Source organism: Streptomyces sp. NPDC058284 (assembly GCF_042881135.1).
Taxonomy (GTDB): Bacteria; Actinomycetota; Actinomycetes; order Streptomycetales; family Streptomycetaceae; genus Streptomyces.
The window spans coordinates 51,488-74,548 of record NZ_JBHVYE010000002.1 but is presented as its reverse complement, the minus strand read 5'-3'; the positions used below and the strand labels follow the sequence as shown (position 1 = coordinate 74,548).

The following is a 23,061-nucleotide window of genomic DNA, read 5'->3' as shown; positions in this document are numbered from 1 at the left end:
ACCGGGGTGTTGTGGTCCTCGCCCGCTTCGTCGGTCTTCTCGTCGGGCTTCTCGGTCTTGCCGACAGGGCCGGTGCCGAGCTGGCCCTTGTCGTTGAGGCCCCACGTCTGCACGGTGTTCTTGTCGGTGAGGAGCATGCTGTGGTTGCACCCGGCCGCGACCTGCTTGCCGCCGTGCATGCTCTGGACCAGCTGGGGAACCGAGCGGTCTTCGTTCGTGTGGTCGCCGACCTGGCCCTTGTCGTTGAGCCCCCATGCGTAAACCCCGTCCGCCTTACCGGAGTTCACGCGCAGAGCGAGCGCGTGCCGGCCGCCCGCGGCGACGTCGACGATGCCGTTGAGCTTCGGCACCTTGCCCAGCGCGGCGTTGTGGTCGGGGTCGGTGGGGCCGGTGCCGAGCTGGCCCTTGTCGTTCTGGCCCCAGGTCCAGACGGACCCGTCATTGCGCAGGGCCACACCGAAGCCCCAGCCGTCGCTGACGCCGCCGCCGGCCGAGATCTCCCACACGTCCTGCTTGGGCAGTGACGGGATGGGGGCAGGCGAGTAGCGGTCGGCGACAGTGGAATTCCCCATCTGACCACCGGAGTTGGCGCCCCAGGCGTAGACCAGCGGGTCGTTGCCTTCGGCGGGGAGGGCGGGGGACGCCGCCGCTCCCAGAGTGGTCGCGGTGGCTATGAGGGTCAGGGCAGCGCGCAGGCGCAGCCCACGAGTGTTCGCGGTCATGGGATTTCCGTTCTCTCTCGGGCGCCACGACGTAGAGGTGGCGCCGCAGATGGGGACGAACCACGCGAATCGTGGCGTCCAGCAACATGTTTGCCGCACCCGAACCGCTTTTCGACCGGCGACACCCGCAGTTCACGCCTTTGGGTGCTGGCCGGAAAATCTGGCTACGCCAAATTCCGTGCCTCTACGGCCAGTCGGCCGCATCTTGCGCCAAGTGGCCCTCCAGGGCGCGCCGGTTCGAATGGCGCGGATCGTCGAGCTGGCGGAATCTGAGAACGGCGGCCCCCACCGAGGTGTGGCTCAGAGTCCGCCGACCCCCCCCGAACTCCCCTAAGGAGAGCCATGCGTGCTCCCGTTGTCTGCCGCGCCCTGCTCGCGGCCGGAATCGTCACAGTGGCGGGTGTCTCCGCCCTGGGCCTGAGCCCGGCGCCGGTCGTCGCCGCCCCCACGGCCGTGGTGGTCAAGGCGGACGATCCGCCGCCGGCGAAGTTCAGCGCCGCCCCCGAGCCCGACACCCAGACCGCGCCCCCGCCGCCGGACGCCCCGAAGCCGAAGCCGCCGGAGGTCGACAAGAAGTCACCCGTCCCGTCCCCGCCGGGCACCGATCCCTGCTCGTCCGAGGGCATCAACGGCATTCCGTCGAGCGAGTCCTGCAAGGGAGTCGGCAAGAACCAGGCGGCGAACGACAAGTGTCAGGTGGAGAACTTCCATTCGTGCAGTCGCCCCATCACGGGTGACGCCCAGGACGCCCAGAAGAAGGACCAGGACGCCTACGTCGAGGACCAGACGGCCTTCGAGAACGTCTCGCGGTCCGAGTCCGGCGAGGACGGAGCGGCGCAGCAGTGCGGCGCCACCTCCGGCATGCGCGACCGGCTCTCCGACGATCAGGTCATCGTTCCGCATTCCTCCTGGTGGGCCTGTTGAGCCCGCAGGCAGCCAGGACCCGCCCCCGTACTTCACCCAGGAGACTTCCATGCCACACCGCACCATGACCTACTGCTTGTCGGCGCTGCTCGGCAGCTCCCTCGTGCTGGCCACCCTGCCCGGTGGCGCCTTCGCCGCGGACGCGGTCGACGCGCCGATCGAGAACCCGGACCTCGCGAGCCCGCAGGTGGCCGCCGGGACCATCCAGAAGGCGGCGCCGACCGGTTGGGACGGCGAGCACACCCAACTGTTCTCCGCGGACCGGGCAGGCCACGACGGCAAACTGCAGGCGGCCTCGCTCGGCGACGGTTCCGCCGGCACGCTCAGCACCCGTCTGTGGCGCGTCCAGAAGGGCTCCACCGTCACCGTCACCTGGGACGACAGCCCCAGCCCTCTCACCAATTGCGGGACGGACGACCCCACCAAGGGCCAGGAGTACGGGGTCTCCGTCACCGGTGCGGCCGATTCCGCGCAGACCGTCACCACGGAGGGCACCACTCGCTCCAAGCCCAGCTGGCACGAGGGGCGCTCGTACTCCTTCACGGCCGGCGAGAACAACCCGCGGATCAGCTGGACGTACCGGAAGGCGTCCGCCTGTGCCCCGCTGGTCACGCACTTCCGGGCGACGCAGGACCCGGCGCCGGTGCCGTACGACCTCAAGAAGGCGCGGCTGCCCATGCCCCAGGCGTACCAGGGACGGGCGCCGGTCGAAGCCCGGCTGGTCGTGCAGGACTGCCTGGCGGGGCCCAGGACGTGTCACTTCGAGAAGGACGAGCGCTATTCCTACCGGTACTACGACCGGCCGCGGATGGTCGGACAGGCGTACATCAACTGCACTCGCAACGCCGTCACCGACCAACGCCCCGTCGCCTGGGAGGAGTTGCCGTACGACAACATCACGCAGTACTTCTCGCGGCACGAGAACGACACACAGAAACCGCAGCAGCAGGTGCCCGGTCCGCAGGGGTTGCAGCAGCAGGCCGAACCGAACAAGGAGCACCAGACAGACGTGCGGCAGGGGTACAAGAACATCGCCGCCCAGATCGCGGCCGGCTTCACCCGTGCCGACGGCAACCCGCTGGAGATGGCGACGAACAACCCGCTGCTCTACGGGCGCAAGGAGCAGCGGACGATGTCCGTCACCGTGCAGCCGGGTGAGGTGAGCTGGATCGAGGTCCAGGGGGCCAGGGAGCGGCTCGCCGGCACGCTGATCCACGACACCAAGCACGAGCGGATGGACGTCTTCGCCGACCTGCCCTCCGGCTCCTTCGGTGACCGCTTCTACCAGCGCACCGGCCCGATGAGCAAGGTCGAGCTGTCCCGTTGCGGCGACGCCCGTGACAACGCCCGCACTCCGGACAACTCCATCGGCGCGCCCACCCTGCGCAACGTTCCCCGCCTGGTGCCGATCGGTGAGGCGCCGAAGGGCGTCACGACCCGCACCGTTCCGCTCGCCGCCGACGAGTCCCGCGCCCGGGACTGAGAGCGCCGCATGTCACCCCCTGATCTCGCAGGAACCCACAACGAAAGGAAACAGCCATGGTTCACACCGCGCGTTCCTCCCGGCGCCGACGAGCGGCGACCCGCCGCATGCTCGTCGTGGTACCGGCTCTGTCCGCCCTCACCCTGACCGCCGCCCTGCCCTCCGCGGCGGCACCGGGAGCCGACCGGATCGGCAACTACGGCATCGAGGAGAAGCCCGAGGCGCGGGCATTCGACGGGAAGAAGTCCTTGAAGTCGGTGCAGGAAGTGACCTCCCTGTGCGGTCACGTCAAGCGCTACACCTGCTCGTTCAAGCTCGATCCCGAGCGCAAGCGCGAATTCACCAGCGCCGTGTACTCGGTGTCCAACGGCGCCATCAACTGCACCGCGGACATGTCCATCAAGCGAACGGTCAAGCTGGAGAGCACGAGCTCCGACAACATCGGCGGTGAGATCTCCGGCAGCGCCACCATCGAGGGCACGGCCTGGACCGACAACGAGGTCAGCGGCTCGGGCACCGGCGAGGTCCAGGCGCAGCAGACCCTTCAGGACGCCTCCAAGGGCAGCGCCACCACGTCGAACACCAGCAAGAGCAGTGAGACCAACCACTCGGCGCCCAAGGACAAGGGGCCCAACCAGGACTCCACTTCGGAGAGCACGGCCTCCACGAGCGCCACCGTGGAGAACACGCTGACCGGCACGGCCCAGATGACCGAGAAGGGCAGCACGACCGCGGCGTTCAAGAGCCTCATCCACCTCGCCCTGCGCGGCGCGTTCACCGCCGCGTTCAAGGGGACGTGGGAGCACACCTGGAGCATGACCAACTCCGAGGAGACCGAGGTCTCGTTCACCTTGAAGCCCAACGACGAGATCCAGTTCGGCGCGCTCAACTCCATGTCCCGCGTCGTCGGTGACCTGCACGTGGACGGCACCGGCAAGCTGGTCAAGGGCGTCACGGTGGACGGCCCCTCGACCACGAACTCCTCCACCGTCGTGGCGCAGACCTACACCAACCCGGACAAGTGCCAGAGTGTGCGCCCGTCCGGTGCCACCGCGAAGCAGCCCGACGACAACGGCGGGGACCGAAGCGTCAAGCCGCGACCCGCCGCGGAACAGCGTCGGCACACCGGGACCTATGTCCTGGAGAAGGGAGACACCTGGCGCAAGATTGCCTGACCTCGAGAGACCGCGCGCGGCGGCCGGAGCCGAATGCCTCCGGCCGCCCCCTGGGGAACCGGCCGTTGCCGAAAACGTCCGGTAGCGCCGCACGGGCATGCCGCTAAACTGGTCGGGACACCACTTCCATTTCCGATGCACGCCTTTTCGGGCCCTCGTGCAGACGCGTCCGATGACTCCGGAGGAGGAAAGGTGCGCGCACGAATTCCTCGCCCGGTGGCCCTGGTGCTGCTGTTGACTCTTGTTCTGGGAGGGTGCGGCAGGGAGGGAAGTGTACCGGGAAGCGTCGGAGCGCTGACCCGTAGCATGCCGAGCCTCGAATATTCCGTCGGAAGCGGCGTCCACGGAATTGGTTCGCAGACTGTTTCCCGCGCCCTGGCCAAGAAGTCGATAACCATAGGAGTGAAGTCCGACCACCCGTTCATGGGATTCGAGGATCCGGTGACCGGGGAACGCTCCGGGTTCGACGTCGAGATCGCGAAGATGGTCGCGGCATATCTCGGTTTCCGTCCGCGCGAGATCGCGTGGCGGACGGTCGCCCCGCAGGTGCGGGAGCTCTCCATCGCCAAGGGGGACGTCGACCTGTACGTGGGTGCCTACACGATCAACGACGAGCGGAAGAAGCAGGTCTCCTTTGCCGGGCCCTATTACCAGGGAGGCCAGGATCTGCTGGTCGAGAAGGGGAACCGGAGCATTCACGGGCCGAAGGAACTGCGCGGCAAGAAAGTCTGCACGGTGACCGGATCCACCCCTTTCGAACGGATCCGGCAACCGAAATTCGGGGTGACCGTCGTGTCTCATGACAGCTACGCGCACTGCGTACAGGATCTGATCATGAACGTGGTCGACGCCGTGACCGCCGACGACACCATATTGCAGGGGTACGCGGCTCAGAACGAGGGACGCCTGCGAGTGGTCGGCAAACCCTTCTCCAAGGAGTTCTACGGCGTGGGCCTGGCCCGGCAGGACGCCGTCCTCCGCGACGCCGTCAACGACGCGCTGGAACACCACGTCCGCAACGGCGACTGGCTCCGGGCCTATCGCGCCACGCTCGGCCGCTCCGGTGTTCCCGCGCCGACACCGCCGCCGTTGCAGAGGTACTGAACCAGCGGTATCGAACCACGTCACAGCGGTACTGCACCGCAGCTTGGAGGCGCCCATGGAGGTACTGACCGACAACGCCGGTCTCTTCTGGCAGGGCTTCATGGGCACGGTCAGGCTGATGTTCCTCAGCACGCTTCTCGCATTCGTGCTCGGGGTCGTGCTCGTCTCCCTCCGCATCAGTCCGGTGCCCCTGTGCCGCGCGCTCGGCGCGACAGTGGTGACGGTGCTCTGCAACACCCCGCTCACCGTCCTCTTCTTCGGCGTGACGCTCGGCCTGCCCATGCTGGGTCTCACCGGGGCGAGCTACTTCACGCTGGCCGTCCTGGTGATGGGGGGCTACGCGTCGGCGTTCGTCTGCGAGGCGCTGCGCTCGGGCGTCAACACGGTGGAGACCGGCCAGGTGGAGGCTGCCCGCAGCCTCGGCATGTCCACGCTGCAGACGGCGGTGCTGATCGTGTTTCCGCAGTCCGGCCGGGCGGCGATCCCTCCCCTGAGCAACGTCGTGATCACCCTGGTCAAGAACTCCGCCCTCGCCGGCGGCTTCAGCGTCTACGAGCTGTTCAGCACCGAGAAGACCCTGGTGGAGCGCGGCTACACGGTGGCGGTCGTCTTCCTGTGGGTGACCGCCGCCTATCTGCTGCTGATCTCGGTGATCAGCACCGGCTTCCGGTTCCTCGAACGCCGACTGGCGGTGCCGCGATGAGGACCGAGCTGTTCGAGGCCCCGGGCCCGCGAGCCCGCCGCCGTCAGGGCTGGTACACGGCGCTGGTCGCGGCGGTCACCGGTGGCGTGCTCTGCTGGGTCCTCCTCCGCTTCGCGGACGCCGGGCAGTTCGACGCGCGGATGTGGGAGGCGTTCACCTACCGCGGGGTCCAGCTGCGCATCCTCACCGGCGTGGTGGACACCGTGAAGGCGTTCGTCCTCGCCGTGGTGCTCTCCCTGCTGCTGGGCTTCCTGTTCGCGGCGGGCCGGCTCTCGGCGCACCGCGTCCTGCGCGGCCCGGCCGGGGCACTGGTGGAGTTCTTCCGCGCGGTACCGGTGATCATCACGGTCTTCGCCCTGTACGCCACCGACCTGCTGCGCTCCTGCGTGACCGCGGTCGCCGACCTGCTGCGGAACAACCTCGCGGGCCCGGGTGAATGGCTGGCGGCGAACTTCGCGAGCCCCACGCTGTGGGCCCTGGTCATCGGGATCGCGCTGTACAACGGCGCGGCCCAGGCGGAGATCCTGCGCGCCGGCGTCGGCGCCGTACCGCAGGGGCAGATCGAGGCGGGGTATGCGTTGGGGATGCGCAAGGCACAGGTGATGACCGTGGTGGCCATGCCTCAGGCGGTACGGACCATGTTGCCGAGCATTATCAGCCAAATGGTAGTGACACTGAAGGACACTTCGCTCGGCTTCTTCATCATGTACGAGGAGCTTCTCTATGCGGGAAAACTCCTGGCACAGAACACGGCGACTCCTTACGGCTATCCCTACCTCCCCGTCCTGTGCGTCGTCGGTTCGTTGTACATCGTCACGTGCACTCTGCTTTCCGCGGTGGCCCGCCGCCTTGCGTCACGCCATTCGTACACCATTCCTTCCGGCCATCGGCAGAGCTATCTGGTGACCATGACCGGAATGGTGCGGAATCGGCGGGTGCGGTCCCGTGAGAGTTTCCTCGAAGAGGGCCGAGGGAAGTAAAGGCGTATCCAATGCTGCCGCTTCATGGCGGCCGTGGCACATTCACCCCGTAGACGGAGAGAATCGGCATGGCCGAACCTGTGGAATGTGTGGACGACCTTTACCCCACTCGCGTCGAGACCGAATCGGTGCCCTTTGCGCGGCGCCATCCGGTGGTGTGGGACGACACTTCACCCGGCCCGCTGTCCACCGACGAGGTGGCGGCCTACGACCGGGATGGATTCCTCGCCTTCGGCGCGCTCATCGAACCCGCCGAAGCGCGCGAGTGCCATGAGGAAATCCAGCGTATGGCCGCCGACGGCGCGCTGCGGTCTTCCGGGCGGGTGGTGGTGGAACCGGACTCCGAGGAGATCCGCTCCGTCTTCGAGGTCCACCGGTTCGGCGACGTCTTCAGGCGGGTGGTCCAGTCCGGCCGCCTCGCCGACCGCGCCCGGCAGGTCCTCGGATCGGACGTCTACATCCACCAGAGCAGGGTCAACTGCAAGGCGGCCTTCGACGGCTCGAAGTTCGGCTGGCACTCCGACTTCGAGACCTGGCACTCCGAGGACGGCATGCCCGCACCCCGTGCGCTGAGCTTCTCCGTCGCCCTCACCGACAACCTGCCGTACAACGGCCCACTCATGATCATTCCTGGTTCCCAGCGGACCTTCGTGCCCTCGGTCGGGCGCACCCCTGTCGGCTATCACAAGTTGTCGCTGCTGGGGAAGAACCTGCCGGCGGGGCCGGCCGACCGCAGTGCCGTGACGGCACTGGCCCTGCGGCACGGCATGCGGCAGTTCACCGGACCGGCCGGTTCCGCCGTCATGTTCGACTGCAACTGTCTGCACGCCTCCGGAGGAAACGTTTCACCGTTCTCCAGGACGAACCTCTTCGTCGTGTACAACAGCGTCGACAACCCGCTGACCACGCCCTACGCGGCTGCGGAAACACGACCGCGCTACCTCGCCGACCGGGACCTCACACCGGTGCCCCGATCAGCGGACCGGCCGAGCCGATGAGCCGTGACACTTCGAGCGTGGTGTAGCCGCGCTCGAAGTGCCGCGGTTCGGACAGCATCAGAGAGACCAGGGCCAGCACCAGCCGCGCGTGCTCCTCGGCCGTTCCCGGCCAGGCACCGGCGTCGAGCATCCAGGGCTCGCTGTCCGCCGTCGCCTCCGTCACTCCCGCCCTGATGAGCGACTTGGACAGCTTGGCCCCGGACGTCGAAAGCACCACCGGCGTGAACAGGCGCGCCGGGAGCACCGCCCCCGGCCAGCACAGGAACGCCTCGTCGAGGAGGCGGCAACCCGCCGCCCAGTCGGCCCCCTTGACCACCACGGCGAGCGCGTCCTCCCGCGCGGCCACCCGCTCCTTGAGGAGGTTGCGGTGGAGCGTGCCCGAGCTGAGGTACGCCCCGTCGTCCGACCCGTCCGCCCGGACCTCCACCACATAGCGGCCGTGGTCGAGGCAGACGGCCGACAGTTCCGCGCGCTCCGGCCCCGCCGTCAGTAGTTCGGTGTGCTCGCCCCGCTTCTGCGCCCAGCCGCACCGCGGGCACGGAGGGCTCAGGGACACCTCGCCGTGCGAGGGCGCGAGCACCCACCGCAGGGTGTCCATGCGGACCAGTGAGTCGAGGAACTCCTGCCGGAAGTCGCGTCGGCTCTGCTGCCGCGTGTACGTCTCGATCTCGTAGGCGACGCCGGTGGCCGCGGACAGCGCGTCGAAGAAGCCCCCGTAGTACGTCCGGATCAGCTCCGCTATGCGCGCGCCGCCCAAGGTGTGGCGGAAGGAGCGTTCGTACCGCGTTCCCGTGCGCGGGCACCGGCGCGTCTCGCAGGCGGCGTTGTCCAGCGCGCCGAAGCGCAGCGTCACCTCGACACCGAACCGCTCCCGTGCCGCCCGGGCGAGCAGGAACGTGGCGGCTTGCATGACGCTGGTGCCCAGGTGCGGGGCGCCGTTGATCTGGACACCGGCGTAGAAGGACACGCGGCGGTGCCCGGTCGTCAGCAGCCGCGGGCGGATGAAGTCGACGCTGTGTCCGACGGCGCCGGTGGTCACGCTGACGGGCGAGACGGGCACGGTCCGAGGGGTGTCGGAGGAGGTGCTGGTGGAGTGGGTGCCGGGGAGGCGGTTGCTGTCGGTGGTGTCGGCGGGCTCCATGGACGTCCTCTCTGCTGGATGGGGCGTGGTGCCCTCTGCTACCGAGGGCGGGCGCAGGGGTCACCAGTGCCGGCGGACCGCGGACCGCGGCAGGTCCACGACGCGCAGGGGGCCGGTCCAGTGGGGTGCGGCCGACTCGTCCAGGGCCTCAAGCCGCGTCGTGCGCGAGCGGGCGGCCGTACGCAGCAGCTCCATCAGTCCGTCGCCGGTCAAACGGCTCGTGTACGGGTCCGTGCCTCGCCCCGCACCCGTGTGACCCGGCCGGACGCCGTCCTCCTCCGCCACCCTGCGACAGGCGAGGCCCACGATGAAGTAGGCCGCGGGCCAGGGGCCCGAGCGCCAGATCACGGCCTCGTCCCGCTCCTCAAGGAGGAGCACCTGATCAGGATGGTCCTGGGTGAAGTCCCCGAAAGGCAGCGGGCACAGCGTGACGGCGCGTACGGCGAACCCGGCCGCCGCCAGCATCCCGACGGCCTTGCGGGGACTGGAGTAGCTGCCGATGGTGATCCCCAGGCCTTCCCCCAGCGCACGGCCGTGCGCGATGACCGCGGGTATCAGCTTCAGGCCGTCCGTCCCCCCGCCGACGGAGCGGCGCAAGGCGTCGGCCTCGGGAGACAGCGGGACGTAGGGCGGATTGCTGGTGACGACCAGGGGGCGGCCCAGCGGGGCGGGGGCCGTGGCCAGCAGTTCGGCGGAGGACAGCGCGGTGAAGTCGCCGCGGGAGAAGGTGACGCGGCTGCCGTTGTCCGACGAGGCGTAGTGCTCGCGGGCCCAGGCCACGGTGTGCTCTCCCGAATCGATGCCGTGGACCCGGTCCGCTCCCGCGCGGGCCATGGCGGCCGCCGCGGCGCCGCTGCCGGAACCGAGGTCCAGGACCGCACAGCCGCCCGCGTCGATCAGGTCCTGCGCCACCCAGACCCCGATCTCGGTGTCGGCCGGTTCGAAGAAGACCTGCGGGGACGAGGGCGGGTCCAGGTCACGCGGTGTCAGATGCCGGTACGTGGTGACGCGGGCCGGTTTCATGGCAGGACCTCGATCCGGGGTGGAGGGGCGGCGGGGAAGGGCGCGGGGGACGATGCGGGGGCGAGTCGGACGATGTGGTGCGGAGCGCGTCACTTCGGTCCGGGGCCCTGCCCGCCCACCCACTCCAGGACGGCCATCGCACCGGTGAGTTTCATGGCCGCCTGCGTCCAGGCCAGGGACCGGGCCCCGTCCAGGACCTCACCGGATACCTCGTCCCCGCGGTGGGCGGGCAGATCGTGCATGAACAGGGCCTGCGGCCAGCGGGCCAGCAGGGTCGCGTCCACATGGAACGGCCGGAACGCCTCACGCCAGTCGGGGTCGGGTTTCGCGGTGCCCGTCGTCTGCCAACGGGTGGTGTACACGATGTCCACGTGATCGGGCAGGTGCGCCGGATCGTGCACCTCCTCCAGGGTGGCGCCCGTGACCGCGGCTCGACGCGACGCCTTCGTCAACTCCTCCTCCGGCAGCCCGTACCCGTCCGGAGTGCTGAAGGTGACCCGGGCCCCCGGCACGGCCGCCAGCGCGTGGGCGAGGGCCACGGCCGTGTTGTTGCCCTCGCCCAGGTACAGCACGCTCACACCGGTCGGATCGCCCACCGCCAGGCGCAGGGTGGCGAGATCGGTGATCCCCTGGGTGGGGTGCTCCTCGGACGCCATCGCGTTGACCACCGGCAGGCCGCCCTCGACGGACAGCTCACGCAGCTCTGCCAGGGGGCCGGCGGTACGCGCGACCAGGAGGTCGAGCATGCGCCCCAGGACGCGACCCGTGTCGGCCACCGACTCACCGGTGTTCAACTGCAGGTCCTGCGGGCCGTACGCGACGGGAACGGCGCCCAGCCGCACGGCGCCGACGGTGAAGGCCGTACGCGTACGGGTCGAGGTCCTGGTGAACAGCACACCGGCGACGCTGCCCTCCAACGGCCGGTCGTGTGCGTGCCGGTCGCGGTGCAACTCCACCGAACGCGCGGCCAGTTCCCTGATCACGGCCGGTTCCACCTCGGCCAGGGAGAACAGACCGCGGGCGGGGGCCGGTCCGGGCCGCGAGAAGTCGTCGTTGTCCATCGGTCCCTTTCGGTGGAGTGTCAGTAGAGGGTCAGGGTCCGGCCGAGGCCCCGGCGGACGGCGGCCTCGTACACCGCCCCGAGCAGTCCGACGTCGAGGACGGCCATGCCGAAGGGGTTGCTGATGACGTGGGATCCGGTGGGCCGGACGGCGGGCCGCTCACCGATGAGGACCTGGCCGAGGGTGCCGTCCAGGGCCTTGCGGGTGGAGTCCTGACCGTGCGCGCGGTCCTTCGGCGCACTGCCCGTGATCTGCCCCTCCCGCATCATGCGTCCCAGGACCCTGCGCGGGTTGTCGGCCACCAGGGCGACGTCGTCCACGAACACGGCCTGCGCGGTGAGGAACGCGTCGGGCAGCAGGTCGGCCAGGGACACATGCGCGACGAAGGTGCCGGGGGTGAGCCAGGCGGCCGGCAGGTACCCGCGGTCGGCGGTGGTCGTCGTCACCACCACCGGCGCGGCGGCCACCGCCTGCCGGGCACCCGGCTCCACCCGGACGGTGACGTGGGGGTGCCGCTCGCGGATCCAGCCCGCCAGGTCCTCGGCACGCCGAGGATCGGTGTCGTAGAGATGCAGGCGCGTCGTACTCGGGAACGTCGCGACCAGCAGCCCGGCATGGACGCGGGCGAGCATGCCGCAGCCGAGGAACGTCGCCGCGTCCCACTGCCCGGGGCCCAGATGCCGCAGGCTGACCATTGTGTACGCGGCCGTCCGGGTCGCGCTCAGCCAGCCGGCCTCGGCCAGCACGCGCGGTCGGGCGGTGTCCGGGTCGAAGAGCATGGCCAGCCCCGCGGCCCGCTCCCTGCCGTGGGACGGATTGCTGGTCGCGGCGTTGATGAGCTTGATCCCCCGCAGCGGGGGGCCGTCGTCGTCCTCCACCGCGCCGAGCATGGCCAGGGAACGGCAGTACGCGCCTTCGCCGTTGGTCCAGGGCAGGTAGCCCTCGGGAGGCAGCGCCACCCGGCCCGCGGCGTGCCGGCGCAGCACCCGTGCGGTCTCCGCGCAGACATCCACGTGCGCGAGGCAGGCGCGCACCGCCTCCCTGTCGAGAAAGAGCAGTTGCTCCGGCATCGTCGCCTTTCGGTTGGCGCGGTCGGTCAGGATGTTCGCGGCAGCAGGCCGGCGGCATCGAACGCCTCGGCGCCGCCCGGTACGGCCATGGCCCCGACCTCCTGGAAGAGCCGTACGGCGTGCCGGGACGCCCTGCGGATGCCCTGGTCGACCGAGGCCGATGGGTAGGAGTCGTGCACGACCTCCTCGACGGTCGACGGCGCGAGCCCCGCGGCGGCCAGCGACGCGCGGACGGGCCGCAGGTCGGGCAGCAGGCTGCAGCGGATCAGCTCGGGCAGGCAGCGCGCGATGCGGCCGCGCGACCCGGTGGACTCCTGTGCCCACAACTCGCGGAAGAACCGCGCGAAGAAGACGTGGTGCCAGCCCTCGTCCTTGGCGTGGTCCCTGACGATGTCCCGGACCACGGTCAGCACATCGGGATCCTTCGGTATGTCGTTGAGCACCGCGGTGATCAGCGTTTCGAAGACCACGACCTGCAACAGCTGGGCCAGGGCCGGCTCGTACGGCAGGGCCTCCGTCCCGATCGCGTCGAGCCGTCGCAGGAACGGACCGAAGTCGTAGGCGAGCGGCGCGACCCCCGACGCGGCGGCGACCTGCTGGATGACGTCGAGGCTGTAGAGGGAGTGGTACCCCTCGTCGCAGTAGATGCGGTACGCGTCCAGGCGGACGGCACCATCCGTGTCGACCCCGCACCGGTTCCCGGCGATGCGTTCCGTGGCGCGGTTGACCACCCGCGTCTCGAACTGGGCCGTGAAGTCCAGGTACTGGAAGAGGTGCCTGGCGAGGAGCTCCCTCCGGCGCGCCTCGCCGAGCGCCACCACCCGCGGGTGGTTCAGGTAGGGCACCAGGGCCGGGGGGAAGAAGGCCCGTCTTGTCTCCAGTTCCTCCGCCAGGCGGCGCCGGGGACCGCTGCGTACCCCGGCGCGCTGGTACCAGTCGCGTTCCTGCGTGCTCACCGCGGCCTCACCTCGTTCAGGGCGGGGTCTTCAGGGGGCACGGGGGCCGTGACCGTGAATCCGTCGGCGATGCCGACCGGGGCCAGAGCCCGTTGGGCGCGCCACCGCGGTGAGTAGACGGTGTCGAGGTAGCGGTCTCCGCCGTCGGGGCACAGGCAGGCGATGTCGGTACGTTCGGGGCTCTCCCGGAACAGCCGCAGTGCCGACGCGACGAGCGCACCGGAACTGGAGCCCACCGCGATGCCGGTCGTCTCCTTCAGCCACAGGCAGGCGCTGACCGCCGACGGCGGATCGACGTGGACGGCCGGCCGGTAACCGTGCGGCAGGAACGTCGACTTCCGGCTCGCGCCGATTCCCGAAAGCACACGTTCGCCGTGTGCGTCGCCCAGAGCCATCGAGCCGACGACATCCACTCCGATCAGTTCCCACTCCGGTTCATGCGTGCGGACATAACTGTGGAAGCCCGCCAGCGTGCCCCCGGTGGACACCGCCACCAGCACGCTCACCCGCCTTGCGGGCAGCTGCGCGCGTAGCTCCGGCGCCGTCCACCGGGCGTGCACCGCGGGGTTGGCCGGGTTCGTGTACTGGTTCGGCCACACGAGCCCCGGCTCGCGGCGCACCTGCTGCGCGACGCGGGCGAGGCGGTTGAGCAGGAACCCGCCGGCGCCGTCCGGCTTCTCGACCACGATGACCCTCGCCCCCATGGTGCTCAGGGCGCTGCGCACCGACGGGCTGACCCGCGGGTCCACGACGGCGGTGAAAGGCACCTGCAGAGACGCGCTCACGGCGGCCAGTGCCAGGCCGAGATTTCCCGACGTCGACTCGATCAGACCGATACGGGGATCGATGCGGTCCCTGACGTCGTGCCAGAGCGCGAAGGCGGTGCGCCCTTTGATGGAGCCGTACGGATTATGCGATTCGAGTTTCAGCCAGAGAGTCCTGGGTGTATGGTCGAATTCGATTCCCAGAGGTACGACCGGACTGGGAGACCAGGAAACGCTCGCCGGTTCCGAGTTGTCGGGAAACCGGCCCGGAAAAATCTCCAAGGCACCTCCGTGGCGTGGTCTCGCCAAAACCGGATATGGGGACAGCGCCGTCGCTATTCCCAGCCTATGGCCCCGTTTGGGGGTGCCACAAGGAATGGAATGCGCCATATTGATGCGGCGGCCATCCATTGTCGGCATATGCCAATGATGCGCCTTTGGGGTACCTGTTGGTATCTGTTCTTCCTGTTCTTTCGGTGCACTCCGGAGTATTCGCTGCGAGGGAGTGGTGTCCGGGCGTCAGGGCGTCGCGCGGCCGCTACGCGCGACGGTGAGCCGGCGCGTGCGCACGACAGCACCCGCACCCCGCACGCAGGCCGAGCCGCCAGGGCATCGACCGCCACCAGGAAGCGTCCCGGAATCTCTGACGGCAACAGCAACTGCCGCAACAGCACCTCCCGCAGTGGACGACCTGGCGAGCCCCCCAGTGGCGCGACGCATACGGCACCGTCCGGACCTGCCGGCGCGCGGCCACCCGGTACCGGCGCACCACCGGCGCCCGTCCCTGCGCCGCCGGGCAAGGGGGCGTGCGACGCCGTGTGCCGCGCGGCCGGGGGAGCGCCGTCGCCGCCGAGCCGTCGCGCCCGGTCGACCGCGGTGCCGCGCCCGCCGCGGGAAGCGCGCCCGTGCGGTTCAGCCGGACGACGGCCAGCGCCGAGAGCGCCCCAAGCACCAGACAGCACAGCCACGGCAGCGCGGTCAGGCCCGTGCGCCGGCCGAGGTCCAGGGTCCACCCCACGAGCGCGTTGCCTCCGGCGGCGGCGAGACCGGAGAAGACGTAGAAGATGCCGAAGTGTGTACCGGTCAGCCGCGTCGGGCCGAAGAGCGGGACCAGCTCCATCGCCAGGGGATGCACGATCATGATGCCGAAATAGACCAGCAGCGCTCCGGCGACCACCGGACAGGCGTTGCGGACCGCCGTGCCCCAGTCGTCCGGCGCACCGGAACCGCACACCAGGAGAGGCGGTACGAAACCGGCCGCTGTCAGGACGATGCCGCGCGCGATCCACACCGGGCCGCCACCGCGCCGGGCCAGCGCCCGGGTGACGCGCAGTTGCCAGACCATGTTGGCCAGCGCCCCGATCACCAGCACCGTGCTCGCCGCCTCCTGGCGCCCGGTCACCTGGCGCGCCCCCTCGGGCAGCAACAGGTACACCTGGTTCTCCAGGGTGCTCATGCCTGCCATGGCCACGGCGAAGGCGATGAAGGGGCGGTTGCCGAGGACCTCTCTCCAGTCCCCGCGGACCGTGGTCCCGCAGTGCGGGGCCTCGCGGGCGGGCAGCGCGTACATCTGGGCCAGGGTCAGGACCGCGAAGACGCCGGAGGCGACGAGGGCGCAGATGCGGAAGTCGACCAGGAGCAGCACTCCGCCCAGGGTCAGCCCCAGCAGTGATCCACCGGTTGCGAAGACGTTGAGCAGTGCGAAGGCCTCGGCCCTGCGGTGCCCGGCCTCCTGGGCGAGATAGGTCCGCACCGCCGGGTAGAACAGGGCCCCGGCCAGCCCGCTCAGCGCCGAGGCGGCGAGCAGGAGCGGCAGGCTCGACCCCACCGCGAACAGCGCGAATCCCACGGTACGCAGCAGGCAGCCGAAGATGATCACACCGCGGGGGCCGAGCCTGTCGGCCGCGGAGCCGCCGAGCACGAACAACCCCTGCTGGCTGAGGTTCCGTACCCCCAGAACCAGCCCGACCAGCGCGGCCGAGAGCCCCAGATCCTGACCGAGATAGGTCACCAGGAAGGGGATGAGGAGGTAGAAGCCGACATCCACCCCGAATTGATTGATGAGCAGCAGCCGTACCGCGAGGGGAAAGCTACGGTATGCGCGAAGCGTTTTCATGCCAGTTCCCGAGAGTGGCCCCCCACCGAGTGGTAATCCGGGCCGAGTGGTTGTGAGCGACCCAGGACAGGCAGCGGGATCACATCCGCCTCACTGCCACGCCCCGACGCCTTCGTCTGCGAGGAAAGCGGTCGGTCATATTTCCTGTGGCGACAGCAACGGTCCCCGGGGCGGAATCTGCACGGTGTCACCAGTCCTCACGTCAGCCCCTCGGCTGAACTCGGATCCGGACGGCGGAATCGCGCGGACGGTGGCCGGAAAACACCCGATCCGGCTCGGGGGCTCCCTACCGATGTCCGCGAAGGGTCTCTACGGTGAGTCGACGATCGGCGATACCACTCGAAACGCACGGCGGAATTTGTGTTTCCCCCTTTCGCCAGGAGGCGGATATGACGGGCAGTACGGGTAGGGGTACGGGTACGGGCACCGGTTCCGCGCACATCGCGGGCCGCACCATCCTCACCATCGCCGGCACCGGTGAGGCCGGCTCACGAGGAGACGGCGGGCCGGCCGCCCTGGCGACGCTCAACCAGCCGCGGGCCTTGGCGGCCGACGCGTCGGGCGCCCTCTTCATCGCCGAGTGGAAGGGCCACCGGGTGCGGCGGATCGCGCCGGACGGCACCATCACCACCGTCGCGGGCACCGGTGAGGCCGGCTACGGCGGTGACGGGGGCCCGGCCGCCCGAGCGCTGCTCAACGAACCGGGCGGCCTGGTCTGTGACGCCGCGGGACATCTGTACATCGCCGACTACTGGAACCACCGGGTGCGGCGGATCGCGCCGGACGGCACCATCACCACCGTCGCGGGCACCGGCGAGGCCGGCCACGGCGGTGACGGGGGCCCGGCCGCCCGAGCACTGCTCAACGAGCCCAGGGGGCTGGCCCTGGACGGCGCGGGCACGCTCTATGTCGCCGAGTGGAAGGGGCACCGGGTCCGTGCCATCGACGCCGACGGCCGCATCACCACCGTCGCGGGCACCGGCGAACCCGGTGGTGGACCGGACGGCGTCCCGGCCGTCGAGAGCGACCTGCACCACCCGATAGACATCGTCACGGACGCCGCGGGCCGTCTGTACATCGCCGACTGCTGGTCCCACCGGGTGCGTATGGTGTCGCCCGACGGGCTGGTCACGACCGTGGCTGGCACCGGCGAACCCGGCTACGACGACCGCGCCGCCGCTGCCGCCAGCCCGCTCCACCAGCCGCGCGGCGTCGACCTGGACCGCGAGGGCAACCTCTACGTGGCCGATTCCCTCAACGAGTGCGTCCGCGTCGTCCGTCCGGACGGCGGTATCACGACGGTGGCCGGCGGGCCCCCCGGTGAGGAGCGGGAGAGCGGCCCGGCCGCCGGAGTGCTGCTGCGCTATCCGCGGGCGGTGCGGATCACGCCGGGCGGGGACCTCGTCATCGCCGAGACCGATCGCCATCGGGTCCGCAAAGTCACCACGGCCGTCTGACACCACGGTCCCGGCGCCGGGCGGCCGGTGGGATGCGCACGCCTCATGAGACGGCTCCTTCCGGTACGAAGCACCGCGTCCGCCGACCGGAGGCAACCCTCCGCGCCCAGCGGCGCATTGCTACTGCGAACAAGCCTTGTTGCCTCCAGTCTGTCCCCCTTTGCCCGGTCAACTCGCGGTTGAATCAGTACGGGTTAACAAGTGGGACAGTAGGAAGAGCGTGCTGTCATCCCTCGCGTCCCGGCGCGACGGTGATCCCTGTGGACCGTTGGAACAGGGCGCCGGAATGACGGTGCGGCAGGTCGACGATGCGCAACAGCTCGAAGCCCTGGCTCAGGTAGTAGCGGTGCAGCAGGCCGTTGGTCTTCCACGCCTCCAGCCGCAGCCAGGGCTTCTCCCGCCGCGCCGCCACCCGGCCCGACCAGTCCAGCAACCGCGCGCCCACCGACTGTCCGGCGGCCGTCCGGCTCACCACCAGGTCGTGGACGTACAGGGCCGCGTCGGGATCGTCGTCCGCCCACCACTCGGGATCACCGTGCTCCTCGACGGTCACCGTCCCCACCAGCAGGCCGCCCCGGAAGGCGAGATGGCAGTCACCGGCTTCGACGGCCCCTTGGATGCGCCGGCGCCTGGGCGGGTACTGCCACTGGTCGAGCCCCTTCGAGGCGAGCCAGCGGCTCGCCTCCACCCACAGTTCTTCCACACGGTCCAGCTCGTCGGGCCGCGCGGGCCGGATCCGCAGGTCGTTCATGACGCACGCTCCTCGCCGCCGGTGCGCGAACGGCTACGGCGCAGGGCCACCGCCGCGTGACAGGCGATCCCCGCCGCGAGGGCGTCCTCGTCGATGTCTGCCCGGTTGGAATGCAGCGCAGGAGCCCGCTCCGGCTCGAGTCCGGGCGGACACGCGCCCAGAAAGGCCATGGCGCCCGGTACCGCGCGCAGGACGTACGAGAAGTCCTCGGCGCCCATCGCCGGTGCGGGCAGCACCTGGACCCGGTCGGGGCCGAGCACCCGCGCCGTCGTACGCAGCACGTACTCGGTGAACGCCGGATCGTTGCGGGTCACCGGATACCCGGGCCGGATCGACACCTCGGCCGCCGCCCCGTGGGCGGCGGCGACTCCCGTGGCGACCCGCTCGACCATCTCATGCACGCGTACGCGCGTCTCCTGCGACAGGGTGCGCAGCGTTCCCCCGAGGTCGACCGTTTCCGGGATGATGCCCGACGCTGAGCCCGCGGCGAGGGAACTCACCGTGACGACGGCCGGGTCGGCGATGTCGACGGTCCTGGTCACCGCGGACTGCAGGGCCAGGACGACCTCGCAGGCCACCGGCACGGGGTCGCACGCCGTGTGCGGCGACGACGCGTGCCCGCCGCGGCCGCGGACGACGATGCGCAGCTTGTCGGAGGCGGCCATCTGCGGGCCGGGGCGCAGCCACAGCGTGCCGCTCGGCAACCCCGGCATGACGTGCAGGGCGAACGCGGAGTCCACCGCGCGGCCGTCCCCGCAGAGCACTCCCTCCTCGATCATGTAGCGGGCGCCGTGGTGGCCCTCCTCGCCGGGCTGGAACATGAACACCACACGTCCGGCGAGGTCGTCGCGCCGCTCGGCCAGCAGCCGGGCCGCGCCGACCAGCATGGCCATGTGGGCGTCGTGCCCGCAGGCGTGCATGGCGTCGGGGACGCGCGAGGCGAACGGGAGACCGGTGGCCTCCGACAGGGGCAGCGCGTCCATGTCCGCGCGCAGCAGGACCACCGGGCCCTCCTGCCGGCCGTCGAGCGTCGCGGTCACCGAGGACAGTCGCCGACCGGTGCGAACCTTCAGGCCCAGGCCGTCCAGCGCCTCCAGGACGCGTCGTCGGGTCGTCGGCAGATGCAGACCGATCTCCGGATCGGCGTGCAGGGAGCGGCGCAGTGCCACCGCGTCGGGCAGGAAACGCCGGGCCTCGTCCAGGGTTACGTCACCGCTCGGCATCCGCACTCTCCTCTCCGCGACCACAGTAGGGATTGCACACGGGTGCCGGGCAGACGGCCGCACCACGGAAGGCCGCGTTTCGGTCAGTGTGGTGACGAGAGGTGTTGTCCTGTTCGCCCTCCTGCCGACGGCCCACGGCACTGGCATGCTCGTCATGACACAGGCTCTCAGCCCCATCTCCCATCCCCCGGTCAGCGGAAGAAGTGAGGGACGGCCATGACCGTGTCGGACGCGGACGCCGGGAGGGCGTCACGGGCGCCCTGGCAGTGGCGGGAGGAGGAGTGGCGTCGGCACGTCGAGCGGGTCCGCGCCGGGCGCAGCCTCAAACCGGCTCGGTGGCCGCACGGCGCCCGGGCCGCCGTCGCGTTCTCCTTCGACCCCGACCACGAGACGATCCCGTTGCGGGACGGGGAGGTGCTGCCGGGCAAACTCTCGCAGGGCGAGTACGGGGCCCGGGTGGCGGTGCCGCGCATTCTCCGGCTGCTGGAACGGCACGCCCTGCCCGCGACGTTCTTCATGCCGGCCGTGTGCGCGCTCCTGCGCCCGCAGGAGGCCCGGGGCTACGTGGAGCACGGCCATGAGGTCGCCATCCACGGCTGGATCCACGAGCGCAACACGGAACTCGGCCGCCAGGACGAACGGGAACTCGCCTTCCGGTGCGCGGAGACCCTCGAACGGCTCACCGGACAGCGGCCCGTGGGCATCCGCACCCCGTCCTGGGACTTCAGCGAACACACGCTGGACATCACCCTCGAACTCGGACTGTCGTACGACTCCTCCCTGATGGCCGACGACGACCCGTACGAGGTCCTCTCCTACGGGCGGCCGACGGGACTGGTCGAGATACCTCCCGAGTGGATACGGGACGACGCCGTCTACTTGAACATGGACCGCTACAGCGCCGTGCGCCCGTACACGATGCCGCGGCACGTACTGGAGCTGTGGCGGGACGAGTTCGACGCCGCCTACGCCGAAGGCGGCCTGTTCGAGATGACCCTGCACCCGCACGTCATCGGCCACCGGTCGCGGATCGTCGCCCTGGAGGAGCTGCTGGAGCACGTCTGCGGGCGCGCCGACATCTGGTACGCGACGCATGCGCAGGTCGCCCAGCATGTACGTCACGAGGCGGCGCTCGGCGACGGCCGCCCCGCCACGTGACCGGGCAGCGTGCTGAGAGGCGGGGTGCCGAGAGGCGGGGTGCCGGTCGGCGTCACGAACCCGCGCACCGGTCCAGTACCGTCAACGCCGCTGCCACCGAGGGCGGTTCGGCCGCCGACCACGCGGCCCGGCACGCCGCCCACAACGCGTCCTCGGGATCTCCCCGCCCGGTCAGCACCAGCTCGCGGTCCCGCACACCGCTCACCCAGCCCCCGCACCGGTAACCGCAGGACTGCTCCTCGACGCGGCGCGCGGGAGCCAGCAAACCGCGCAGGTCCGCCGCCAGATGTGTCGGGCGGCGGTGCTCCGGGGCGGTGAGCAGGTCGTGCGCGGTGGTGGCACCGGTGAGGACCACAAGGCTGTCGAACCCGGCACTGCGCGCACCCTCCACGTCGGTGTCCAGCCGGTCCCCGATCATGAGCGGCCGCCGGGCACCGGCCCGGGCCGCGCCCTCCCGCAACAGGGCGGCGGACGGCTTGCCCGCCACGGTGGGGACGGCTCCGGTGGCGGCCCGCACCACGCCCGCGAGAGCACCGTTGCCCGGCGCGGTGCCCCGGTGCGTGGGCGCGCTCGGGTCGGCGTTGGTGACGATCCACGGCACTCCCCGTCCCACCGCGTACGCCGCCTCGGCCAGTTCGCGCCAGCTCACCGTCGGCGCGAAGCCCTGGACGACGCAGCCGGGATCCTCATCGGCCGAGCGCACGGGCTCCAGGCCGTACGCCCGTAACGCGGCCAGCAGTCCTTCGCCTCCGATGGCCAGGACCCGGGTGACCGGCGGACGCAGCTCGGCGGCCAGGCGGGCGGCGGCCTGGGCCGAGGTCACCACGTCGTGCTCTGCCGCGGGCAGGCCGAGCCGCCGGAGGTGTCCGGCCACCGCGAGGGGCGTGCGGTAGGCGTTGTTCGTGATGTAGGTCAGGCGCATGCCCAGCGCCCCGGCGCGCGTCAGGGACAGGGCGGCGTGCGCCACTGCGTGCGGCCCCACGTAGACGACACCGTCGAGGTCGAGCAGCGCGGTGTCGTACGCCCGCGCGAGGGGAAGGGGGCCCGGTTCGTCGTCCACGGCGAAGTGCCCGGTCATCGCACCGTCCTGGATCAGTCGGAGACCGCTCGGCAGGCGTGGCGCCCGCAGGGGCACGGCCATCATGACAAGGGCGCAAAGCGCGCACAATGCCCGGGGGCGAGGCCGCGCGGGTTGTCGCCGAGCTGCGCGATGGCTAGGGGAGGTGCTGCGGTGCACCTTCCTCGATGGTGGTCGCGCAGGCGGTGAACGCCTCGTCGTCGCCCCCGTACGGATCGAGCACGTCGCGGTCACCGAGGAACAGGGCGAGTTTGTGGGCGGTCGCCCCGTCGGCGAGGCGGCGCAGCTCGGTCAGGACCGCGCGGTCCATCGCCAGGACGACGTCCGCCCACTCCATCAGGCCGGAGCTCACCTGAACGGCGCGGTGAGCACTCAGGTCGTACCCGCGCTCGGCCGCGACAGCGATCATGCCGGAGTGCGCGGGCATGCCGACCCACATGTCGATCAGGCCCGCGGAACGGACCTGCACCGCCGCCCCACCGTCCTGCGCGAGCACGCAGGCGGCATACGGCGAGCGGCAGATGTTACCGAGGCACACGGTCAGGATGCGCATGGTCCCTCCGGGGCGGCGGTGAGTCTCGCGGGGGCCGGACCGTCGGAATGCGGTCGTCCCCGAGAACGTGGCGGACAACCCATGCCTGCCTGGGTTCTCGCCGGCAGGCCCGGCGGTGCGGGAGCGTAGCAAGGTCTGCTGGGCCTGTCTTTCGGATCAGGCCGGTCCTGGCCCCGGACAGATCCGAAAGACAGGCACCTTGGCCCACCCCGGCGATGTGACAGCTCGTGACGGATGAGAGGGTCTGGCGGGTGAGCGAGACACCGATGAACACTTTGCAATACCGCTTCGACGGGCCAGAAGACGCTCCGGTCCTGATCCTTGGTGCCTCACTCGGTACCACCTGGCACAGGTGGTAGGAGCCGTCTGCTGGCGTCTATGTGGTCCAGCTCGGGAGCGTTTGACCGAGTTGGGATCTTGCCGTCCAGGCGTGTCAACGGTGTTGGTGACACGGACGTGACAGATGTTGCCCCCGTCGGCTCGTTTCGGCAGGGGTCTGGTTGCGGATCAGGCCCTATCCTCAGATCCCTGCCCCGTCACCCGAGGAAGCCCCGTCGTCTGATTGCCGAGGCGCGCGTATTTGTGGTCGCCCCGGCACAGCCACAGAGTGGCGGGCTCCGG

General features: G+C 70.4%; 20 protein-coding genes and 2 pseudogenes. 10 read left to right on the top strand and 12 right to left on the bottom strand.

The annotated features are described in order from the left end of the window. Positions 1 to 722, bottom strand: a 722-nt coding sequence (locus ACFVYR_RS03555; RefSeq protein ID WP_389611205.1) for an RCC1 domain-containing protein, incomplete at its 3' end; no start/stop codon positions are given. 342 nt (positions 723 to 1,064) lie between these two features. Between ACFVYR_RS03555 and ACFVYR_RS03550 the strand changes: the two genes are divergently transcribed. The 7 genes from ACFVYR_RS03550 (at position 1,065) to thpD (ending at position 8,089) form a co-directional block, all read left to right on the top strand. Further along, a complete protein-coding gene (locus ACFVYR_RS03550; RefSeq protein ID WP_384248139.1) occupies positions 1,065 to 1,646 on the top strand; it encodes a hypothetical protein in 582 nt (193 codons plus the stop codon). 49 nt (positions 1,647 to 1,695) lie between these two features. Further along, entirely contained in the window at positions 1,696 to 3,129 is a 1,434-nt protein-coding gene (locus tag ACFVYR_RS03545) for a hypothetical protein (RefSeq protein ID WP_384248137.1), read from the top strand. Positions 3,130 to 3,185: 56 nt separating this feature from the next. Further along, positions 3,186 to 4,304: a hypothetical protein gene (locus ACFVYR_RS03540; protein ID WP_384248135.1), complete on the top strand. Its 1,119-nt coding sequence runs from the start codon at positions 3,186 to 3,188 to the stop codon at positions 4,302 to 4,304. A gap of 192 nt (positions 4,305 to 4,496) precedes the next feature. After that, on the top strand, positions 4,497 to 5,408 hold the full coding sequence (locus ACFVYR_RS03535; protein WP_384248133.1) for a glutamate ABC transporter substrate-binding protein: 912 nt from the start codon (positions 4,497 to 4,499) through the stop codon (positions 5,406 to 5,408). Positions 5,409 to 5,463: 55 nt separating this feature from the next. Then, complete coding sequence (locus ACFVYR_RS03530) at positions 5,464 to 6,111, top strand: amino acid ABC transporter permease (protein WP_384248131.1); 648 nt, start codon at positions 5,464 to 5,466, stop codon at positions 6,109 to 6,111. Continuing rightward, positions 6,108 to 7,091, top strand: a complete 984-nt coding sequence (locus ACFVYR_RS03525) for an amino acid ABC transporter permease (RefSeq protein ID WP_384248129.1) — start codon at positions 6,108 to 6,110, stop codon at positions 7,089 to 7,091. The genes ACFVYR_RS03530 and ACFVYR_RS03525 overlap by 4 nt, the downstream gene beginning before the upstream one ends. A gap of 68 nt (positions 7,092 to 7,159) precedes the next feature. Continuing rightward, on the top strand, positions 7,160 to 8,089 hold the full coding sequence (gene thpD / locus ACFVYR_RS03520) for an ectoine hydroxylase (RefSeq protein ID WP_384248127.1): 930 nt from the start codon (positions 7,160 to 7,162) through the stop codon (positions 8,087 to 8,089). Here the strand turns inward: thpD and ACFVYR_RS03515 are convergent. The 7 genes and pseudogenes from ACFVYR_RS03515 to ACFVYR_RS03485 all read right to left on the bottom strand — a co-directional run. Beyond that, on the bottom strand, positions 8,049 to 9,230 hold the full coding sequence (locus tag ACFVYR_RS03515) for a hypothetical protein (RefSeq protein ID WP_384248125.1): 1,182 nt from the start codon (positions 9,228 to 9,230) through the stop codon (positions 8,049 to 8,051). The two genes, thpD and ACFVYR_RS03515, sit on opposite strands and share 41 nt — an antisense overlap. 60 nt (positions 9,231 to 9,290) lie before the next feature. Continuing rightward, a complete protein-coding gene (locus ACFVYR_RS03510) occupies positions 9,291 to 10,253 on the bottom strand; it encodes a methyltransferase domain-containing protein (RefSeq protein WP_384248123.1) in 963 nt (320 codons plus the stop codon). Between the two features lie 89 nt (positions 10,254 to 10,342). Beyond that, entirely contained in the window at positions 10,343 to 11,314 is a 972-nt protein-coding gene (locus ACFVYR_RS03505) for an ornithine carbamoyltransferase (RefSeq protein WP_384248121.1), read from the bottom strand. Positions 11,315 to 11,334: 20 nt separating this feature from the next. Then, positions 11,335 to 12,384, bottom strand: coding sequence for an ornithine cyclodeaminase (locus tag ACFVYR_RS03500; RefSeq protein ID WP_384248119.1), 1,050 nt, complete (start codon positions 12,382 to 12,384; stop codon positions 11,335 to 11,337). 26 nt (positions 12,385 to 12,410) lie between these two features. Next, entirely contained in the window at positions 12,411 to 13,340 is a 930-nt protein-coding gene (locus ACFVYR_RS03495; protein ID WP_384248116.1) for a diiron oxygenase, read from the bottom strand. Then, the gene (locus ACFVYR_RS03490) at positions 13,337 to 14,494 is read right to left on the bottom strand and encodes a pyridoxal-phosphate dependent enzyme (RefSeq protein WP_384248665.1); all 1,158 of its coding nucleotides are present in this window, start codon (positions 14,492 to 14,494) and stop codon (positions 13,337 to 13,339) included. The genes ACFVYR_RS03495 and ACFVYR_RS03490 overlap by 4 nt, the downstream gene beginning before the upstream one ends. A gap of 484 nt (positions 14,495 to 14,978) precedes the next feature. Then, positions 14,979 to 16,220 (bottom strand): annotated as a pseudogene (locus ACFVYR_RS03485) (MFS transporter); the annotation flags it as partial. Between the two features lie 389 nt (positions 16,221 to 16,609). On the opposite strand from ACFVYR_RS03485, the gene ACFVYR_RS03480 reads away from it, so the two are divergent. Next, positions 16,610 to 17,677 carry an NHL repeat-containing protein gene (locus tag ACFVYR_RS03480; RefSeq protein ID WP_384248115.1) on the top strand — a complete coding sequence of 356 codons (1,068 nt, stop codon included), beginning with the start codon at positions 16,610 to 16,612 and terminating at the stop codon, positions 17,675 to 17,677. 226 nt (positions 17,678 to 17,903) lie between these two features. On the opposite strand, the gene ACFVYR_RS03475 is transcribed toward ACFVYR_RS03480, so the two are convergent. Together ACFVYR_RS03475 and ACFVYR_RS03470 are read right to left on the bottom strand one after the other, a co-directional pair. Next, positions 17,904 to 18,428 carry a GNAT family N-acetyltransferase gene (locus ACFVYR_RS03475; RefSeq protein ID WP_384248113.1) on the bottom strand — a complete coding sequence of 175 codons (525 nt, stop codon included), beginning with the start codon at positions 18,426 to 18,428 and terminating at the stop codon, positions 17,904 to 17,906. Further along, on the bottom strand, positions 18,425 to 19,651 hold the full coding sequence (locus ACFVYR_RS03470) for a M20 family metallopeptidase (protein WP_384248111.1): 1,227 nt from the start codon (positions 19,649 to 19,651) through the stop codon (positions 18,425 to 18,427). The genes ACFVYR_RS03475 and ACFVYR_RS03470 overlap by 4 nt, the downstream gene beginning before the upstream one ends. A gap of 216 nt (positions 19,652 to 19,867) precedes the next feature. Here ACFVYR_RS03470 and ACFVYR_RS03465 point away from each other — a divergent pair, with 216 nt between their 5' ends. Next, on the top strand, positions 19,868 to 20,809 hold the full coding sequence (locus ACFVYR_RS03465) for a polysaccharide deacetylase (RefSeq protein ID WP_384248109.1): 942 nt from the start codon (positions 19,868 to 19,870) through the stop codon (positions 20,807 to 20,809). A gap of 52 nt (positions 20,810 to 20,861) precedes the next feature. Here the strand turns inward: ACFVYR_RS03465 and ACFVYR_RS03460 are convergent, their stop codons facing one another. Then, positions 20,862 to 21,887, bottom strand: a complete 1,026-nt coding sequence (locus tag ACFVYR_RS03460) for an HAD-IIA family hydrolase (RefSeq protein ID WP_384248663.1) — start codon at positions 21,885 to 21,887, stop codon at positions 20,862 to 20,864. Between the two features lie 136 nt (positions 21,888 to 22,023). After that, positions 22,024 to 22,440, bottom strand: a complete 417-nt coding sequence (locus ACFVYR_RS03455) for a low molecular weight protein-tyrosine-phosphatase (RefSeq protein ID WP_384248108.1) — start codon at positions 22,438 to 22,440, stop codon at positions 22,024 to 22,026. A gap of 251 nt (positions 22,441 to 22,691) precedes the next feature. Here ACFVYR_RS03455 and ACFVYR_RS03450 point away from each other — a divergent pair. Continuing rightward, a pseudogene (locus ACFVYR_RS03450) lies at positions 22,692 to 22,796 on the top strand (3-oxoadipate enol-lactone hydrolase); the annotation flags it as partial. Between the last annotated feature and the right edge of the window lie 265 nt (positions 22,797 to 23,061).

What these genes read in the sequence shown, in the direction of transcription:
- ACFVYR_RS03470 (WP_384248111.1), bottom strand. Translation starts at nt 19,651, where the DNA reads ATGCCGAGCGGTGACGTAACCCTGGACGAGGCCCGGCGTTTCCTGCCC.
- ACFVYR_RS03545 (WP_384248137.1), top strand. Translation starts at nt 1,696, where the DNA reads ATGCCACACCGCACCATGACCTACTGCTTGTCGGCGCTGCTCGGCAGC.
- ACFVYR_RS03475 (WP_384248113.1), bottom strand. Translation starts at nt 18,428, where the DNA reads ATGAACGACCTGCGGATCCGGCCCGCGCGGCCCGACGAGCTGGACCGT.
- ACFVYR_RS03550 (WP_384248139.1), top strand. Translation starts at nt 1,065, where the DNA reads ATGCGTGCTCCCGTTGTCTGCCGCGCCCTGCTCGCGGCCGGAATCGTC.
- ACFVYR_RS03455 (WP_384248108.1), bottom strand. Translation starts at nt 22,440, where the DNA reads ATGCGCATCCTGACCGTGTGCCTCGGTAACATCTGCCGCTCGCCGTAT.
- ACFVYR_RS03490 (WP_384248665.1), bottom strand. Translation starts at nt 14,494, where the DNA reads ATGGCGCATTCCATTCCTTGTGGCACCCCCAAACGGGGCCATAGGCTG.
- ACFVYR_RS03460 (WP_384248663.1), bottom strand. Translation starts at nt 21,887, where the DNA reads ATGACCGGGCACTTCGCCGTGGACGACGAACCGGGCCCCCTTCCCCTC.
- ACFVYR_RS03465 (WP_384248109.1), top strand. Translation starts at nt 19,868, where the DNA reads ATGACCGTGTCGGACGCGGACGCCGGGAGGGCGTCACGGGCGCCCTGG.
- ACFVYR_RS03505 (WP_384248121.1), bottom strand. Translation starts at nt 11,314, where the DNA reads ATGGACAACGACGACTTCTCGCGGCCCGGACCGGCCCCCGCCCGCGGT.
- ACFVYR_RS03480 (WP_384248115.1), top strand. Translation starts at nt 16,610, where the DNA reads ATGACGGGCAGTACGGGTAGGGGTACGGGTACGGGCACCGGTTCCGCG.
- thpD (WP_384248127.1), top strand. Translation starts at nt 7,160, where the DNA reads ATGGCCGAACCTGTGGAATGTGTGGACGACCTTTACCCCACTCGCGTC.
- ACFVYR_RS03515 (WP_384248125.1), bottom strand. Translation starts at nt 9,230, where the DNA reads ATGGAGCCCGCCGACACCACCGACAGCAACCGCCTCCCCGGCACCCAC.
- ACFVYR_RS03530 (WP_384248131.1), top strand. Translation starts at nt 5,464, where the DNA reads ATGGAGGTACTGACCGACAACGCCGGTCTCTTCTGGCAGGGCTTCATG.
- ACFVYR_RS03525 (WP_384248129.1), top strand. Translation starts at nt 6,108, where the DNA reads ATGAGGACCGAGCTGTTCGAGGCCCCGGGCCCGCGAGCCCGCCGCCGT.
- ACFVYR_RS03510 (WP_384248123.1), bottom strand. Translation starts at nt 10,253, where the DNA reads ATGAAACCGGCCCGCGTCACCACGTACCGGCATCTGACACCGCGTGAC.
- ACFVYR_RS03500 (WP_384248119.1), bottom strand. Translation starts at nt 12,384, where the DNA reads ATGCCGGAGCAACTGCTCTTTCTCGACAGGGAGGCGGTGCGCGCCTGC.
- ACFVYR_RS03540 (WP_384248135.1), top strand. Translation starts at nt 3,186, where the DNA reads ATGGTTCACACCGCGCGTTCCTCCCGGCGCCGACGAGCGGCGACCCGC.